This window comes from Dactylosporangium sp. NPDC051087 (assembly GCF_055586325.1).
The window spans coordinates 21542-39116 of the sequence record NZ_JBVJIJ010000038.1 but is presented as its reverse complement, the minus strand read 5'-3'; the positions used below and the strand labels follow the sequence as shown (position 1 = coordinate 39116).

Here is a 17575-nt window from a genome sequence, read left to right as displayed (position 1 = left end):
CGGGGGCGGCTCAACCGTCGCCGAGGTGTTCGCCGGTGAGGCGACGGGCCGAGTTCACCAGACCCACGAGGCTGAACGCCTGTGGGGTGTTGCCGAGCTGGCGGCCGCCGGAGGGGTCGTACTCCTCGGCGAGGAGACCGACGTCGTTGCGCATGCCGAGCAGGCGCTCGAACAGGTCGACGGCCTCCTGCCGCCGGCCGATGCCGTGCAGGGCGTCGACCAGCCAGAAGCTGCAGGCGAGGAACGTGCCCTCGGTGCCGGGCAGGCCGTCCACGCCGGCGTCGCCGGCCCGGTAGCGCAGCAGGAGACCTTCGCTGCTCAGGTGACGCTGCACGGCCTGCACGGTGCCGACGACGCGCGGGTCGTCCCACGGCAGGAAGCCCACCCGGGGGAGCAGCAGCAGCGCGGCGTCCAGGGCGGTGGAGCCGTACGACTGGGTGAACGTGTTGCGTTCGGTGTCGAACCCGTCGGCGCACACCTGCGCGTGGATGTCGTCGCGGATGGCCCGCCACCGCCGCGCGGGCCCGTCGAGGCCGTGCCGTTCGACGGCGGTGACGGCCCGGTCGAAGCCGGCCCACGCCATGACCTTGGAGTGGACGAAGTGGCGGCGGGGGCCGCGGACCTCCCAGAGCCCGTTGTCCGGGTCGCGCCAGCGGCCTTCGAGGTGCTCGAGCAGCGCCCGTTGCACGTCCCACGCGGTGCCGGTGGCGGCGATGCCGGCCTGCCTGGACACGTGCAGGCCCTGCAGCACCTCACCCCAGACGTCGAGCTGGAACTGTCCCGCCGCGGCGTTGCCGACCCGGACCGGTGCCGAGTGCTCGTAGCCGTCGAGCCAGTCGAGCTCGGTCTCGTCGATGCGACGGGTGCCGTCGAGGCCGTACATGATCTGCAGGTCGGCGGGGTCGCCGGCGACCGCCCGCAGCAGCCAGTCACGCCAGGCGGTCGCTTCCACGGTGTAGCCGGTGCCCAGCAGCGCCTGCAACGTGAACGTGGCGTCGCGCAGCCAGCAGAAGCGGTAGTCCCAGTTGCGGGGCCCGCCCAGCTGCTCCGGCAGCGACGTGGTCACGGCGGCCACGATCCCGCCGGTCGGTGCGTAGGTGAGCGCCTTGAGCGTGATGAGTGCCCGCCGGACGGCGGCGGACCACCGCCCGTCGTAGGTGCAGCGGCTGATCCATTCGCGCCAGAACCGTTCGGTCTGCGCGACGGCCGAGGCGGCGTCGACGGGCTCGGGCCGCGGCAGGTGCGACCGCTGGTAGGTCAGGACGAACTCGACCCGCTGACCGGCGCGGACGGCGAAGTCCGACACGGTGGTGTGCTCCTGCTGCCGGGTCGGGGCGTCGGTGCGCAGCCAGGTCGCGTCGGGTCCGGCGACCGCGGCGACGTCACCGCCGTCGCGGTGCACCCACGGCGCGATGTGCCCGTAGTCGAAGCGCATCGTCAGGTCCATGCGCATCGGCACGACACCGGAGCGTCCCTCGACGATGCGCACGACGTCGGCGGCCTGCTCGCGTGGTGGCATGCAGTCGACGACCCGCACGGTGCCGTCCGGGGTGTCCCACTCGGTTTCCAGGATCAGCGTGTCCGTCCGGTAGCGGCGGGTGGCGGCCCCGCCCGCGACGGGGGCGATCCGCCACCGTCCGGCGGACTCGTCGTGCAGCAGGGCCGCGAAGCAGGCCGGGGAGTCGAAGCGGGGCAGGCAGAGCCAGTCGACGGAGCCGTCCAGGCCGACGAGCGCGGCTGTGTGCAGGTCCCCGATGACGGCGTAGTCCTCGATCCGGCCCGGCACGTCGTCACCGCCCCCGGCGCCGCCGCACCCACATCGCGCGGGCGACGGCAGCGGCCCCCGCCACAGCGAGCACGGAAGCGGCCGCGACGGCCGCCGTGTGGCGTGGGACGCCCGGCCGGGGAGCCCACTGCCGCTCCGGGTAGTCGCCGGCCTGCCGTTGATGCAGCCCGGCGTGGATCAGCTCGGCCAGGTGCATGCCGCCGCGCCCGGCGGCGTTGCTCTGCGCGATCTGGGTCCGGCAGCTGAAGCCGTCGGCGAGGACGACGTCGCCCGGGTCCGCGCCGCGGACGGCGGGGAGCAGGACCCGCTCGGCGCAGGCTTCGGAGACGTCGTAGTGGCCCTGCTCGAAGCCGAAGTTGCCGGCCAGTCCGCAGCACCCGGAGTCCAGGACGTCCGCATCGACGCCCATGCCGGCCAGCACCGCCTGGTCGGCGTCGAAGCCCAGGACGGCGTGCTGGTGGCAGTGCGTCTGGACGACGGCCTTGCGGTGCAGCCGTGGCGGCTGCCAGCCGGGCGTGTGCTGGTGCAGCAGCTCGCTGAGGGTGACCGTCTGCGCGGCCAGGCGCTGGACGTCCTCGTCGTGCGGGAAGAGCTCCTTGGCGTCGGAGCGGAACACCGCCGTGCAGCTCGGCTCCAGGCCGACGACGTGCACGCCGCGGCGCAGGTACGGGCGCAGGACGGCGACGGTCCGCTGCACCACGCGTTTGGCCGTCTCCAGCTGGCCGGTGGAGATCCAGGTCAGGCCGCAGCACACCGTGGCGTCCGGGACGTGCACGGTCCAGCCGACGTCCTCCAGGACGTCCACCGCGGCCCGGGCGACGGCAGGGTCGAAATGGTTGGTGAACGTGTCGGGCCACAGCACGACCTCGCCGCGGCTGCCCGGCACCGTGCCGCGCCGCTGGCGGAACCAGCGCTGGAACGTGCGCGGCGCGAACACCGGGATGTCCCGCCGGACGTCGACCCCGGCGAGCTGCTTGGCGAACGTGCCGAGCGGCCCGGCGTGCGCCAGGGTGTTCACGAGCCGGGGTGCGCGCGCCGCGAGCGCGGCCCACAACGGCAGCCAGCCCATGGCGTAGTGCGAGCGGGGGCGCAGCCGGCCTTCGTAGTGATGGGACAGGAACTCTGCCTTGTAGGTGGCCATGTCGACGTCGACCGGGCAGTCCTGCTTGCAGCCTTTGCAGGCCAGGCACAGGTCGAGGGCGTCCTTGACCGCCTCGGAGCGCCAGCCGTCGGCGATCACGCCGCCCCGGCTGGTCCCGTCGAGCATCTCGAACAGCAGCCGGGCCCGCCCGCGGGTGGAATGCTCCTCCTCGCGGGTGACCATGTAGGACGGACACATCACGCCGCCGCTCTCGCGCCGGCAGTTGCCGACGCCGACGCAGCGCAGGACGGCCCGGCTGAAGCTGCCCCCGTCGTCGGGGTACTGGAAATGCGTCCGCGGCGCCGGATGCTGGAAGTCGGTGCCGATGCGGAGGTGTTCGTCGAGCCGGTAGGGGGCGACGACCTTGCCGGGGTTCATCCGGTCGTCAGGGTCGAAGATCGCCTTGAACTGACCGAAGGCCTGGACGAGGTCGTCGCCGAACATGGTCGTCAGCAGCTCGCCGCGCTGCTGGCCGTCGCCGTGCTCGCCGGACAGCGAGCCGCCGTAGGAGACCACGAGCTCCGCCGCCCGTTGCATGAAACGCCGGTAGTTGGCGACGCCGTCAGCGGTGGTCAGCTCGAACGGGATGCGGGTGTGCACGCAGCCCTGCCCGAAGTGGCCGTACAGGCTGGCCTGGTAGCCGAACTCGTCGTAGAGCCCCCGCAGGTCGCGCAGGTAGTCACCGACCCGGGACGGGTCGACGGCGGAGTCCTCCCAGCCGGGCCAGGTGTCCGGCAGGCCCGGCACCCGGGCAGTGGCGCCGAGGCCCGATTCCCGCACGTGCCAGACCTGCCGCTGGTGCGGCTCGTCGTGGAAGTGGGTGACGTCGGCGCCGCCGGCGCTGCGGCCGAGCGCGGCGATGAGACGCTCGGCCTTGTGCCTGGTCTCGTCCTCGGTCTCGCCGCCGAACTGGACCAGCAGGAACCCGCCGCCGTCGGGAAAGAGGCGCAGCGCGTCCGAGCTGAGGTGCCTCTTGCGCTGGTACTCGATGAGCAGGTCGTCGATCCCTTCCAGCGCGATCGGCCGGTGTTCCAGCACGGCGGGCACCGCGTCCGCGGCCTGGGCGATGTCGTCGAAGCCCAGGACAACCACGCTGCGCCGGTGGACCCGCGGGACGAGTCTCAGTTCGGCGCGCAGGACGGTGACGAGGGTGCTCTCCGACCCGATGAGGGCCCCGGCCACGTCGAAGCGCTGCTCCGGCAGCAGCGAGTCGAGGTTGTAGCCGGAGACCCGCCGCGGGATCCGCGGGTACCGGGTCCGCAGCTGCTCCAGGTGCTCGTCGCGCAGCGCACGCAGCTGCCGGTACAGCTCGCCGCGCCGGCCGCCGGCGGCGACGATCCGCTCGTACTCGTCGTCGGAGGTCTCGCCGACCCACATGCGGGTGCCGTCGTAGAGCAGCACCTCGAGGCGTACGACGTTGTCCACGACCTTGCCGGTGCGCTGCGCGGTCGCGCCGCAGGAGTTGTTGCCGATCATGCCGCCGAGCGTGCAGTGGCTGTGGGTGGCCGGCTCCGGCCCGAACTCGAGGTCGTGCTCGCGGAGCAGGTCGTTGAGGTGGTCCAGGACGATGCCCGGCTCCACGACGCAGGTCCGGTTGTCCGGGTCGACGGACAGCAGTCGGTTGCAGTACTTGGACCAGTCGATCACCACGGCGGTGTTCGTGCACTCGCCGGCGAGACTGGTGCCTCCGCCGCGGGACAGCAGCGGCGCCGCGAACTCCCGGCACACCGTGACGGCGGCGGCGCCGGCCTCGACCGTGCGTGGCACCACGACGCCGATGGGGACCTGCCGGAAGTTCGACGCGTCGGTGGAGTACGCGCTGCGGGAGCCGGCGTCGAAGCGGACCTCGCCGTCGATCCGGTCGTGCAGCGCCCGCCGCAGGCCTTCGACGTCGACCTCCGCCGGCGCCGGTTGCCGCACCGCGGGCTTCAGCAGGCGGACGGCCGTCATGACCGCAGCTCGTTGATCTTGTCGCGGGCGACGGTGGCGAGCGTCGCCATCTTGTGCGGCTGGCCGCGCAGGAACGCCTCGGTGAAGTGCTTCGCCTGCTCGTACGTGACCTTGCCGGGCATCGGCGGCTCGTTCGGGTTCACGTCGCAGTCGACGATCGCCGGACCCGGATGGGCGAGCGCCTCCTGGATCGCCGATTCGACGTCACCGGGCTTGGTCACCTTCGCCCCGTAGGCGCCGCACGTCTTGCCCCAGGCCGCGAAGTCCGCCTCCGGGCTGTGGTGGCGCACCGCGTACTCCGGATAGCCCAGGACGATCTGCTCCCACAGGATCTGTCCGTAGCCGTTGTTGTTGTTGACCACCACCTTGATCGGCAGGTGGTTGCGTACGGCGGTGAGGAAGTCGGCCATCAGCATCGCGAAACCGCCGTCGCCGACGAAGGCGATCACCTGCCGGCCCGGGAAGGCGTGCTGGATGCCGATCGCGTACGGCAGGCCGGGCGCCATGGTGGCCAGGTTGCCCGAGAGGAAGAACCGGCGGTCGCCGCGGATCGTCCAGTGCCGGGCGGCCCACGTCGCGATGGTGCCGGAGTCGCAGGTCAGGATCGCGTCGTCGGCAGCGGCGTCGTCGAGGCAGCCCATCAGGTACTGCGGCGCGATCGGGTCGCGGCCGCCGTCCTGCAGCGCGGACATGTCCCGCTGCCAGCGCTGCATCTCGTGCTGGTACTTGCGCAGGAACGACCGGTCGCCTTCGGCCAGCAACGGCAGCAGTCCCTGCAGCGCGAGCTTCGCGTCCGCGGCGACCGGCGCCTCCACCGGCAGCCGCAGCCCGATCAGGGTCGGGTCGGCGTCGATCTGCGCGACCCGCACCTGGTCCGGCTGCGGCAGGAACTTCCCGTACGGGAACGAGGTGCCGACCATCAGCAGGGTGTCGCACTCCTCCATCAGGTCCTGGCTCGGGCCGCTGCCCAGCAGCCCGAGACCGCCGGTGGTGAGCGGATGACGGTCCGGGACCACGGCCTTGCCCGGCAGGGTCTTGACGATGGGCGCCCCGATCCGGTCGGCGACCGCGATCACCTCGTCCTGCGCGTGCAGCGCACCGGCGCCGACGAGCATCGCCGGCTTCTTCGCGGCGGCCAGCACCTCCGCGGCCCGTCGCAGCTGGTCCGGGGACGGCGTCAGCGCGGGCAGCGCGAGCTCCGGGAGGCTCGCCGGTGCGGTGCCCGGCCCGACGTGCCGGTACGGGTCCTGTTCGACGGGGGCGACCTGGATGTCGTTCGGGAACGTCAGGTGCGACACGGTGCGTTTGGTCAGCGCGTTGCGGATCGCCAGGTCGACCACCCCGGGCATCTGCTGCGGGTTGGTCACCATCAGGTTGTAGGCGGCGAGGTCCTGGAACAGCCGGTCCAGGTGCACCTCCTGCTGGTAGTGGGTGCCGAGCACCGACGTCTCCTGCATGCCGGTGAGCGCCAGCACCGGCACGTGGTCGAGCTTCGCGTCGTACAGGCCGTTGAGCAGATGGATCGCGCCCGGCCCGGACGTGGCCGCGCACACGCCGAGGCGCCCGGTCGCCTTCGCGTACCCGGTCGCCATGAACGCGGCCGCCTCCTCGTGCTGCACGAGCACGAACTGCAGCTTGTCGCTGTGCCGGCGGAAGCCCTCCATCAGCCCGTTGATGCCGTCGCCGGGCAGCCCGAACACGGTGTCCACGCCCCAGTCGATCAACCGTTTCGCCAGGCTCTCGCCCACGATCTCCGTCATGCCTGCTCCGTACTGCCGTCGGGATGTGCTGTCGTCGGCCCGCCTTCCCGCCGTCGGCGTCGGAGCCGGCTCCCACCGGGCGGGCCGCTACCCGGTGCCCCGGGCTCCAATCGCATTCCGGTGCATGGTCTTCGGCCGGGGTCCCGCGGTCGCGGAGTTTCGTCGCGGACCTGTGCGGTACGGGTGCACCGTGCCGGCACGACCCAGCCGTGCGACGACAGGAGTGACGTGATGCCCGGTCCGGAGCCGTCCGTCGACGCGGTCACCGCGGCGGCCTACACGATTCCCACCGACCAGCCGGAGGCGGACGGCACCGCCGCGTGGAACGACACCACGACGGTGGTCGTGCACGCCACCGCCGGGAACGCCACCGGGCTCGGCTGGACCTACGGCGCGGCGGCCGGTGTGCGACTCGTCGACGACGTGCTCGCGGGGTCGGTCACCGGCCGGTGCGCGCTGGACGTCACGGGCGCCTACGACGCCATGTGGCGGGCGGTGCGCAACATCGGCCGGCCCGGCATCGCCTCGACCGCCATCGCCGCGGTCGACACCGCGTTGTGGGACCTCAAGGCACGCCTGCTGGATCTGCGGCTGGCCCGGCTGCTCGGCGTCACCCGCGACGCCGTGCCCGTGTACGGCAGCGGTGGCTTCACCACGTACGACGAGCGGCGGCTCACCGAGCAGCTCACCGGCTGGATCGAGGACCTCGGCGTTCGGCGGGTGAAGATCAAGATCGGGCAGGACCGGGGCGCGGACACCGCCCGCGACGTCCACCGCATGCGGCAGGCGCGCACGGTCATCGGCCCTGACGTCGCGTTGTTCGTCGACGCCAACGGCGCCTACCGCGTGAAACAGGCCGTGCGCGTCGCGGAGCAGGCCGGCGAGCTGGACATCCGCTGGTTCGAGGAGCCGGTGTCCTCCGACGACCTCCGCGGACTGCGCCAGGTCCGCGACGCCGTGGCGGCGGAGGTGACCGCCGGCGAGTACGGCTACGACCTGGCCTACTTCCAGCGGATGTGCGCCGCGGGCGCGGTCGACTGCCTGCAGGCGGACGTCACGCGCTGCGGCGGGATCACCGAGTTCCAGCGGGTGGCGGCGGTGGCGGCGGCGCACCACCTGGACGTGTCCGGGCACTGCGCCCCCAACCTGCATCTGGACGTGGCCGCGGCCACGCCCAACCTGCGCCACCTGGAGTACTTCCACGACCACGCCCGCATCGAGCGGCTCCTGTTCGACGGGGCGACATGGCCGGTCGGCGGCGCCATGTCGCCCGACCTTTCGGTGGCCGGCAACGGTCTGACATTGCGCGCCGCGGACGCCGAACGCTTCCGGGTCGCCTGAGCCGCTCGCCACGGGCCGCCGCAGCCGTGCGGCTCGCCGCCCGGAGTCGGGACGAGGCCCGGCGATCGGCAAGAAGGCGCAGGTCAGAGCGTTGCGGGCCATCCGGAAACCACCTTGATGTTCCTGTACTGTTCCCCGGAGTTCACCCGCCGCACCTACGGTTCCGGCGCACACCGCGAAACACCGAAGGAGCGCCGCCATGTCCGAACTGCTTGCCGCGATCGCGGTCGAGGTGGTCAGCGCCGTGCTGATCTCGCTGATCGTCGCCGCGTTCCGCCGCTTCGTGAGCCGTCCCGCCTGACCGATCCGCGATCCGGGGTCTGTTGGTTGATTCCGCACCGTCCGGGTAGGGCCGCCTTTCTGGGACGAATCCGGCGGAGGTGCTCACCGATGACAACCACAGCAACGAGCTCACCAACCCGCCCGCGGAAGCGGGCCACGGGTTCACGCGCTGCCGGGACGCCGACCGCGCCGACCATGCCGACCGCGCCTTCCACGCCGTCTCGGCGCCGCAGCCCGGCGAAGGCGACCGGTCCGGCGAAGGCGACCGGTCCGGCGAAGGCGACCGGTCCAGCGAAGGCGACCGGTCCCAAGACGGCAGCCGAACGGCCGACCCGGGTGAGGAAATCCCGGGCCGCCGCCGAGACCACCCGGCCCAAGGTCGAGACCGACCTGGTGACCTGGGAAGAAGTCCCGATGCCGCACGTCAAGGTGCCGGTCGTCCACATGGGCGGGCCAAAGGCACGCTCGGTCGCCACGAACGTGGAGTGGACGGCGCGCACCGTCGCGGCCGCCGTACCGCCACCGAAGCAACTGCTGTACTACGGCGGCGTCGGCGTGCTGGTCGCGGTCGGCATCCTGGAATGGCCCGTCGGCCTCGCGGCCGCGGCGGGTGTCTGGGTGGCGACCCACAGCCGTCAGCGTGCCGAACCGCAAGGCCCGGCAGAGTTGCCGCAGGGTAAGACACGGGCCACAGCACGGTGACAGCGACGCCGACCAGCCGGCCGTTCGGCGGCCGGCGGACGGCGTGGGCCCGCGACGGCCTCGCCCACATCGAGGTGCGGCACGGCCGGGGCCTGATCGGCGCCGAGACCGGCGAACTGCTGGAGAAGGCGGTCGGGACGCTGCGCGGCGTCGACTGGGCGGCGTGGAACGCCGCCCTCGGCCGGCTGCTGATCAGCTACGACGAGGACTCGCTCGGCCTTGACGACCTCGTCGAGGCCGTCGCGTCCGCCGAATCCGACCACCTCCCCGCCCCCGAAAACGAGGCGGGCGGGCTGCCGCAGCTCGACACCGAGACCCGCCAGCTGGTGACGCTCGTCGCCGACCTGCTCGGCGCCGCGGCCGCGACCGTCGCGCAGGGCCTGCGGATCCCCGCGGTGCCGCGTGAGCTGGTCGCCGTCGTCGCGATGGTCGACCACATCCCGGGGCTGCGCGCCCGGCTGCGCCGGGCCGTCGGCCGCGACTGGGCGGATCTGGCCGTCTCCGCGGCGAGCGTCGGCATCGACGCCGCGGGCCAGGCGCGGCTGTCCGTGCTCGCGGACGCCGCCATGCGGGTCGTCCTGCTGCGGGAGGCTTCCGCGCAGCGCGACACGTGGCAGCGCAGAGCGGCCGACCTGCCGCGGGAGGCGGGCGCGAGCCGGGCCGACCGCCTCGACGCCACGCGGGCGGCGGCGCTGCCCGACGGCCCGGTCGAGCGTTACGCCCGCAGGATCAGCACGCTGACGCTGCTCGCGTCCGGCGCGGTCGCGCTGCTGCCCGGCGGCGTCCGGCGGGCGGCCCGGGTGCTCGGGGCCGGATCGCCGGTCCCCGCGTACGCCGGTCGGGAGGCGTACGCGGGTGAGCTGGGCCGGCTCCTCGCCCGCCGGGACGTGCTCGTCCGTGACCCGGCCGCGCTGCGCCGGCTCGACCGGGTCGACACGGTGGTGATCGACGCCCGGGCGTTGACCGGTGGCCGGCACGTCGTCACGCACGTGGTGCCCGTCGACGGCACGGTGGAGGACGCCTGGGAGGCCGCGAGCCGGCTCGTCGACGGGCACCGCGGCACATTGCCGACGGACGAGGACGCGGACGGCTGGGCGCTCACCGCCCCGCAGCGCCTCGACACCGCGATCCCGCAGGCCGTCCTGAACGACGCCCGCGCCTCGGACGGCAAGAAGGGGAAGGTCTACGCGCTGACCCGCGACCGGCGGCCCGTGGCGGCCGTCCTCGTCGAGTCGGCGCTGGATCCGTTGACCACCGCCGTGATCGCGGCCGGTCGCCAGGTCGGGCAGGTGCTGCTCGCCGGCGCACCGGCCGAGGTCCGTCGCCGGGTACCGGCGGACGGCACCGTGCCGGGAGGCTCGCGGCTGGCCGAGTCGATCCGCGCGCTGCAGCGGGACGGCCACGTCGTCATGCTCATCGGCGAGGGCAACGACACCGCCCTCGCCGCGGCGGACTGCGGCTTCGGCGTCCTGCAGCCGGATCGCCGGCCGTCGTGGGGCGCCCACCTGATGGGTGGCCCGGGGCTGGAGACGGCCTGGCTGCTGCTCGAGGCGGCGACGGTGGCCAAGGAGGTGAGCAGGCGCAGCACCCTGGTGGCGGCGCAGGGCACGGTGGCCGGTGCGCTGCTGGGCAACGTCGACACGGCGCAGCGCTCCGCGCGCCGGGCGACGCTCGCCACCGGTGTCGCGCTGACCGCCAACGTCCTCGGCGCGGTCTGGTCGGCGCGCGGCCTGGGCCGCCGTGCCGTGCCGGTCCCTGCCGTCGACGTCGCCTGGCACGCGCTGCCCGTCCACGAGGTCCTGCGGATCCTGGACACGTCACCGGCCGGCCTCAGCGACGAAGCCGCCGGGCAGCGCCGCCGCGCCGACGCCCCGGCCGGCGACACACCGGCGGAGCGGGGACTGTTCGGCACCGTCGTGGCCGAGCTGGACACGCCCCTGACCCTGCCGCTCGCCGCCGGTGCCGGCGTCTCCGCCATGATCGGGGCGAAGAGCGACGCGGTGCTGGTCGCCGCCGTCATCCTGGTCAACGCGCTGCTCTCCGGTGTCCAGGACGTGGCCGCCAGGCGGGCCCTGAGCCGGCTGGTGAGCGCGGCGACGCCCCGGGTCCGGCTGCGCCGGGCCGGCGCCGACCGGGTCGGCAGCATCGACGAGCTCGTGCCGGGCGATGTCATGCTGCTGGAGCCCGGGGACGCGGTGCCGGCGGACTGCCGCCTGATCGACACGTCCGGCCTCGAGATGGACGAGTCCTCACTGACCGGCGAGTCCGCGCCGGTCGTCAAGAGCGTCGCCGCGAACCGCGCCGCGGCCGTCGCCGAGCACACCAGCATGGTGTACGCGGGGACGACGGTCGCCGCCGGGTCGGCCACGTGCGTCGTCGTGGCGACCGGTGAGAAGACCGAGGCCGGCCGCAGCGCGCGGGCGGCGCTGCAGGAACCGCCGAAGAGCGGCGTGCAGCAGCGGCTGCGCGAGCTCACCAAGGCGTCACTGCCGGCGGCGGGCGCCGGTGCGGTCGCGCTGCTCGCCACCGGCCTGTTCCGTGGCCGGCTGACCGAATCGATCAACAGCTCGGTCGCGCTCGCGGTCGCCGCGATCCCCGAAGGGCTGCCGTTCATCGCCACCGCCGCCGAACTGAGCGCCAGCCGCCGGTTGTCCGAACGCAACATCCTCGTCCGCGACCCCCGGTCGCTGGAGGCGCTCGGCCGGGTCGACGTGATCTGTTTCGACAAGACCGGGACCCTGACCGAGGGACGCATCGCGTTGCGGACCGTGTCCGACGGCCGTGAGCAGGTGCCGACCGAGCGGCTCACCCCGCGGCACCGGCTGGTCCTCGCCGCCGCGCTGCGCGCGAGCCCGGCACCCAACGGGCAGGAGACGTTGCCGCACCCCACCGACCAGGCGGTCGTGGTCGGCGCCGCGGCCGCGGACGTGCGCACCGACGAGCAGGCCGACGGCTGGCAGCCCGTCCGCGAGCTGCCCTTCGAGCCGCTGCGCGGCTTCCACGCCGTCCTCGGCACCGCACGCGACGGCCAGGTGCTCAGCGTCAAGGGTGCGCCGGAGATCACGCTGCCGCGCTGCGTGACCTGGCGGCCCGACGGGACCTTCCGGCCGATCACACCGGACGACCGGCGCGAGATCGAGGCTGAGGTCGACCGGATGGCCCGGCAGGGGCTGCGGGTGCTCGCGATCGCGGAACGGGCGGCGTCCAGGCGGCGCCGCCTCGACGACGAACGCGTCGACAACCTGGAGTTCCTCGGCCTGCTCGGGCTGGCCGACCCGACCCGGGCCACCGCCGCCGCGGCGGTCGACCAGCTGCGCCGAGCCGGCATCAAGGTACTCATGCTGACCGGCGATCATCCCAGTACGGCGGAGGCGATCGCCGCCGAGCTCGACCTGCTCGACGGCGGGACGGTGGTGACCGGGCCGGAGCTCGACGGCGCCGACGACGCGACCGTCGACGCGCTGGTGGCCAAGGCGTCGGTCTTCGCGCGGGTGAGCCCCGGGCACAAGGTCGCCGTGGTCCGCGCGTTGCGGCGCGCCGGGTACGCCGTCGCGGTCACCGGCGACGGTGCCAACGACGCGCCCGCCATCCGGCTCGCCGACGCCGGTATCGCGCTGGGCGAGCAGGCCACGGACGCCGCCCGCCAGGCGGCCGACATGATCGTCATGGACGGCCGCATCGAGACGATCGCCGACGGGGTGGTCGAGGGCCGCGCCATGTGGGCGTCGGTGCGTGACTCCCTCGCCCTGCTCCTCGGCGGGAACCTGGGCGAGATCCTGTTCACCGTCGGCAGTTCCCTGGTGTCCGCGACACCGCCGCTGAACGCGCGGCAGATCCTCTTCGTCAACCTCATGACCGACCTGCTGCCTGCGATCACGGTCGCGGCGCGGCCGCCGAAGCGCACCACCACCGACCACCTCATCCGCGAAGGGCCGGAGGCGTCGCTCGGCGCGGCGCTGACCGCCGACATCGTCCGCCGCGCCGTGGCGACGTCGACGGCCACCGCGGCGGCGTGGTTGGCGGCGAAGGCCACCGGGACGGCCACCCGCGCCAGCACCGTCGCGCTCGCCTCGCTCGTCGGCGCGCAGCTGGGCCAGACGGCGCTGGCCTCCGGCGGTGACCCGGTCGTCCTCGGCGCGGCCGGGGCGTCCGCCGCGGCGCTCGTCGGCGTGGTGCAGACCCCGGGCCTGAGCCAGTTCTTCGGCTGCCGGCCGCTGGGACCGGTCGCCTGGGGCATCGTCCTGGCGGCCACGGCCGCCGGCACGACCGTGGGGGCGCTACGACTGCCCCGCCGGGCGGAGCCCACGGAGCCTTCGGAGTCCTGATCGCGCGTGTCCGTCAAAGACAGGCACACCGGCGAACACCGCACCGCTGTCCGGTAGGTGACACCCGGAGTGGGTATCAGGCGGTGCCGGGGCCCGTCTGTACTGCGTCAGCCCCAAGGAAGGAGCAGCCCGATGACCACATCCGCTCAGCTGCCCAGGCAGGTCGTGTTGCGGTGGCCGGATCTGCCGGACGCCGCCCGGATCGCCTGGGAGCAGGCCCCGCAGCCCGCGACCCGGCCGGCCGGCTTCGAGGCCGCCGACGGGGTCGTGCGCGCCGGCGTCGAGGCCGACGCGTGCGGGTGACCGGCGGCGGACCGGATGGGTCTCGCCGGCCAACTGGACACCGGGCGGCTGGACCGCAGGCCGTCATGGGGATCATCCGCAAAGGATGAGTGCGTGTTGCTGACCGTCGCAGACCGTTGTCGGCGACGCCGCAACGTCGGACACTGAAACTGAGGCCGGCACGCGAACCGCCTCCGGATGACGCGGGTCGTGCGTGGGGTCGTCTCCAGGTGTGCGACACCGCAACGGAAAGGCCATCGATGATGGATGCATCCGAGCTGCTGAACACCGCGATGGCCGATCTTGCCCTGACGCTGGACGTCGAGCAGGCCCAGCACATCATCCGCGGCACCGCGAGACTTCTGGCGAACGCCCACGGGTCCACCGTGGTGCTGCTGGAGGACGGGTGCTGTTTCTACGCCGACGAGGACGCGGTGAGTCCGCTGTGGAAGGGCCAGCGTTTCCCCGTGCGGCAGTGCATCAGTGGATGGGCGATGCTCAACCGCCGGCCGGCCATCGTGCCGGACATCCAGCTCGACGAGCGGGTGCCGCAGGAGGCGTACCGGCCGACGTTCGTGAAGAGCCTCGTCATCGTCCCGATGCGCGTCGAGGACCCGCTCGGGGCCATCGGCGCCTACTGGATCCAGCCGCACCGGGTCACCGACGAGGAACTGGCATCGCTGCAGGCGCTGGCCGAAGCGGCCGGCGCGGCGCTGGCGCGGCTGACGGCGTCGCGGGCGGCCGATCTGGTGCGCACGGGGGCAGTCGACGCACCCGCGTGACGCGACACATCATCATGCTTTCTGGCCGGGGCCTGCGAGTGGCGCCGCCGTCGTGGCGACGGCGGGGCGTGCGACGGTGGCCGGAGTCCGCGAAGCTGGTGCCGCTGCTGCTCAGGCCGCGGCGGCCGCCGTCGTGGCTCGGGCTGCTCGCCGCCGCGATGTGTCTCGCGGCGGAGACCGTCGTGCTGGTCCTCCTCGGGCAGGACGCGCCGTCGGTCGCCACCGGTGTGATCTACGTCTGCGGCGTCCTGGTCGTGTCGATGGTGTGGGGGCCGTGGGTCAGCGTCCTGACGGCCGTCATCAGCGCCCTGGCGATCAACTTCGCGCGCTTCCCGCACTTGTGGACAACCGGGTTCACCATGCGCCGGGACCTGCCGACGATCGTGGTGTTCGTCGCCGCCGGGCTGGCGATCAACCGCCTCGCCGCCCTCGCCCGGTCCCGCGCCGCCGAGGCGGCCGAACGCCGCCGGGAGGTCGCCATCGCCACCGGGCTGGCCGAGGAGCACGTCACGTGGCGGCGTGTGGCGACGCTCGTCGCGCGCGGCGCCTCGCTCGCCGACGTGTTCGACGCGATGACGGAGGAGCTCGGCCGGACCCTCGGCCACGTCCGCACGGTGCTGATGCGGTACGAGCCGAACCACACCGCCAGCTGCCTCGAAGGGCTCAGCAAGCCGGACTCCCCGTCGTTCATCCCGCTCGACGGGGACAGCGTCGCCGTGCGGGTGCTGCACACCAGGCGTCCGGCCCGCGTGGACGACTACGACGGTCTCCCCGGCGCCGGCGCGGCCATCGCACGCGGGCTTGGCATCCGCTCGATGGTGGGCGTCCCCGTTATGGTGCAGGGCCGCCTGTGGGGCGTGCTCGCCGTGGTGTCCTTCACGACCGACCCCATACCGCCGGCGGCCGAGCGGCGCCTGGCCGACTTCAGCCACCTGATCGCGACCGCGATCACCAACCTCGAGCACCGCGCGCAGCTCGCCGCGTCCCGCGCCCGCATCGTCGCCGCCGCGGACAACGCCCGCCGCCAGTTCGAGCGCGACCTGCACGACGGCGTGCTGCAACGTGTCGTCTCGCTGGGGCTCGAACTGAGCATGACCGAGGCGTTGATGCCGGCGGAGCTGGCCACGTACAAGCAGCAGCTGGCACACACCGCCGAAGGCCTGAACGGCGTGTTCAAGACCCTGCAGGAGGTCTCCCGGGGCATCCATCCGGCGATCATGTCGATGGGCGGGCTCAGCGCCTCGATCAAGCAGCTCGCCCGCCGCAGCTCGTCCCCGGTGAGTCTGGACCTGGACATCGGCCGGCGGCTGCCCGACCACGTCGAGGTCGCCGTGTACTACATCGTGTCCGAAGCGCTCGACAACACCGGCAAGCACGCCGAAGCGAGCATGGTGCACATCTGCGCCGAGGCGGAGCACGCGATGTTCCGCCTGTCGATCCAGGACGACGGCGTCGGCGGAGCCTGCCTGGAGGAGGGGGCCGGCCTGATCGGCCTGCAGGACCGCGTCGAGGCCCTCGGCGGCCACATGGAGATCGTCAGCCCGGCCGGCCACGGCACCGCGCTCCTGGTCAAGATCCCCATCGACGATTTCGCCGGGAAAAAATGACTGGCCGCACACCGTCGGTCTCAGGAGGCTGCCCCGGTCGGCGTTGAGTACGAAGCGGCGATCAGGGCACGCAGGCCGGTTGCGGGTGGTGGGTAACCTGGCCGGTCATGAGACCTGGGGTGATCGCGGGGAGCGCGCTGGCGGTCCTGGCCGTTGCCTGCGGTACGCAACCGCCGCCCAAGGTCGTCGAGTCGGCGGGTGCCGTGGCGGCGGTGACCGACACCACGGCGCTCGTGCACGGCCATGCCTCCGAAGCCGCGGCAGCGGCCGGGGGTGCGCTGATCGTGGTGAAGGAACGGAAGACGACCTGCAGCTCCGAAACGGTGCAGTACACCCTCGACGTGTACCGCGTCGAGGGTGTGTACGGCATCGATGTGCCGCCGGCGGGACGGCCGGCGGCGGTGAAGAAGGTCCGCGACCTTTGGAAGCATCAGGGCTATCGGCTGGGCGACGAACCCGCGCCGAACGACGTCGAGGCTGTGGCCGGCGATGTTGCGATGGGCCTGCAGCCGGCGAGCGGAGCACTCGTCCTCCCGTTGTACGTGAACTCCGGGTGCCGTACCGCCCCTGCCGCCACATCGCCGAAGAGCTCGCCGCCGGCGTAGCGATCGGCGTGATCGCACCGCGGGGGTTGTCTCTCGGGCGGTGAGTGCTGCGCAGGCAGGCGGGTGCGACTCGGCCCGATCTGCCCCACGTTCCGTCGAGGTGGACCGCACGAACGATCCGTCGCGGCTGTCGAGTGCTCCAAGAGTTCACCCCAACCGTCGATGCGCGGACAGTACCGGCGAAACTACGTTGCGTGTTCCGGCTGGTGGCGTCTCGTCACCGGCCACAGTGACAGGAGTGCGCATGCGCGTGGAGACTCTCGACCTCGCCGACGTCCAGCCCGTTCAGGCGTCGACCCCGGCGACGGTCGCGCCGGCCGACGGCACGCAGAGTGCCGCGGTGGTCGGCGGCACGGTACTGGCGTTCACCGCCGATCTGTCCGGGCAGCAGAAGGACGACGTGCAGAACGCGTTCGCGCTGGCGCAGCTCGCGGCCACCGCGAAGGTCGACCCCGCCGATGACCCGGTCGCCCACTACAAGGCGGTCACGAAGGTCCTGCAGACGATCGGGTTCACCGGTCAGGACGTCTCGTTCGCCACGTACCAGACGCAGACCGCGACCGTCGAGCTCCAGCAGGTCGTCATCGAGGTGATGACCGACCTCGTCGCCGGCCCGGAGCTCGGCCTCATCGTCGCCGCCACCAAGGCGCTGCGGGCGTCGGCGGACGAGAAGGGAGCACCGTGGGCGATCTACAGCAGCCACACCCTGTCGGAGAGCAACGGCAACTTCTGCATCGGCCTGGCCAACGACACCAACGGCAGCGTCGCGGTGCAACTGTCGGCGTTCAGGTTCACCGGCACCGACGACACCACCGACTTCCTGTGGACGTCGTACTCCTCATCGGCCGTGACGGTCGAATACGGCCGGACCACCCTGGTCCTCGACGACCCCCTCTACGCCGAGAACCGCGACGCCATCCTGGCCAAGCTGCACGGCCACACCACCGACTACCTCGCCGACCTGGACCTCGGTAGCGAGTAGCTCCCGTACTGGACCCCGTGCACCGCCGTG

11 protein-coding genes are annotated in these 17575 nt (G+C 73.0%); 8 read left to right on the top strand and 3 right to left on the bottom strand.

Annotation, left to right across the window (positions count from 1 at the left end):
- Nucleotides 1–10 precede the first annotated feature (10 nt).
- Genes ACZ6TV_RS47540 through ACZ6TV_RS47530 form a run of 3 tightly spaced genes read right to left on the bottom strand, consistent with a single transcriptional unit; the run spans nt 11 to nt 6637 of the window.
- Complete coding sequence (locus ACZ6TV_RS47540; protein WP_465306903.1) at nt 11–1786, bottom strand: glycoside hydrolase family 15 protein; 1776 nt, start codon at nt 1784–1786, stop codon at nt 11–13.
- A gap of 4 nt (nt 1787–1790) precedes the next feature.
- Nucleotides 1791–4877, bottom strand: a complete 3087-nt coding sequence (locus ACZ6TV_RS47535; RefSeq protein ID WP_465306901.1) for an FAD-binding and (Fe-S)-binding domain-containing protein — start codon at nt 4875–4877, stop codon at nt 1791–1793.
- A complete protein-coding gene (locus ACZ6TV_RS47530; protein WP_465306899.1) occupies nt 4874–6637 on the bottom strand; it encodes a thiamine pyrophosphate-dependent enzyme in 1764 nt (587 codons plus the stop codon). Before ACZ6TV_RS47530 ends, ACZ6TV_RS47535 begins: the two co-directional genes overlap by 4 nt.
- Nucleotides 6638–6868: 231 nt before the next feature.
- Here ACZ6TV_RS47530 and ACZ6TV_RS47525 point away from each other — a divergent pair, with 231 nt between their 5' ends.
- The 8 genes from ACZ6TV_RS47525 (at nt 6869) to ACZ6TV_RS47490 (ending at nt 17545) form a co-directional block, all read left to right on the top strand.
- A complete protein-coding gene (locus ACZ6TV_RS47525; protein ID WP_465306897.1) occupies nt 6869–7978 on the top strand; it encodes an enolase C-terminal domain-like protein in 1110 nt (369 codons plus the stop codon).
- 477 nt (nt 7979–8455) lie between these two features.
- A complete protein-coding gene (locus ACZ6TV_RS47520) occupies nt 8456–8962 on the top strand; it encodes a hypothetical protein (RefSeq protein ID WP_465306895.1) in 507 nt (168 codons plus the stop codon).
- On the top strand, nt 8959–13287 hold the full coding sequence (locus tag ACZ6TV_RS47515) for an HAD-IC family P-type ATPase (RefSeq protein WP_465306893.1): 4329 nt from the start codon (nt 8959–8961) through the stop codon (nt 13285–13287). The genes ACZ6TV_RS47520 and ACZ6TV_RS47515 overlap by 4 nt, the downstream gene beginning before the upstream one ends.
- Nucleotides 13288–13419: 132 nt before the next feature.
- Nucleotides 13420–13590: a hypothetical protein gene (locus tag ACZ6TV_RS47510; RefSeq protein ID WP_465306891.1), complete on the top strand. Its 171-nt coding sequence runs from the start codon at nt 13420–13422 to the stop codon at nt 13588–13590.
- A gap of 209 nt (nt 13591–13799) precedes the next feature.
- Complete coding sequence (locus ACZ6TV_RS47505) at nt 13800–14351, top strand: GAF domain-containing protein (protein ID WP_465306889.1); 552 nt, start codon at nt 13800–13802, stop codon at nt 14349–14351.
- A gap of 68 nt (nt 14352–14419) precedes the next feature.
- Entirely contained in the window at nt 14420–15958 is a 1539-nt protein-coding gene (locus tag ACZ6TV_RS47500; protein WP_465306887.1) for a sensor histidine kinase, read from the top strand.
- A gap of 119 nt (nt 15959–16077) precedes the next feature.
- Nucleotides 16078–16563, top strand: coding sequence for a hypothetical protein (locus tag ACZ6TV_RS47495; protein ID WP_465306885.1), 486 nt, complete (start codon nt 16078–16080; stop codon nt 16561–16563).
- 244 nt (nt 16564–16807) lie between these two features.
- On the top strand, nt 16808–17545 hold the full coding sequence (locus ACZ6TV_RS47490; RefSeq protein ID WP_465306883.1) for a hypothetical protein: 738 nt from the start codon (nt 16808–16810) through the stop codon (nt 17543–17545).
- The last annotated feature ends 30 nt before the right edge of the window (nt 17546–17575 follow it).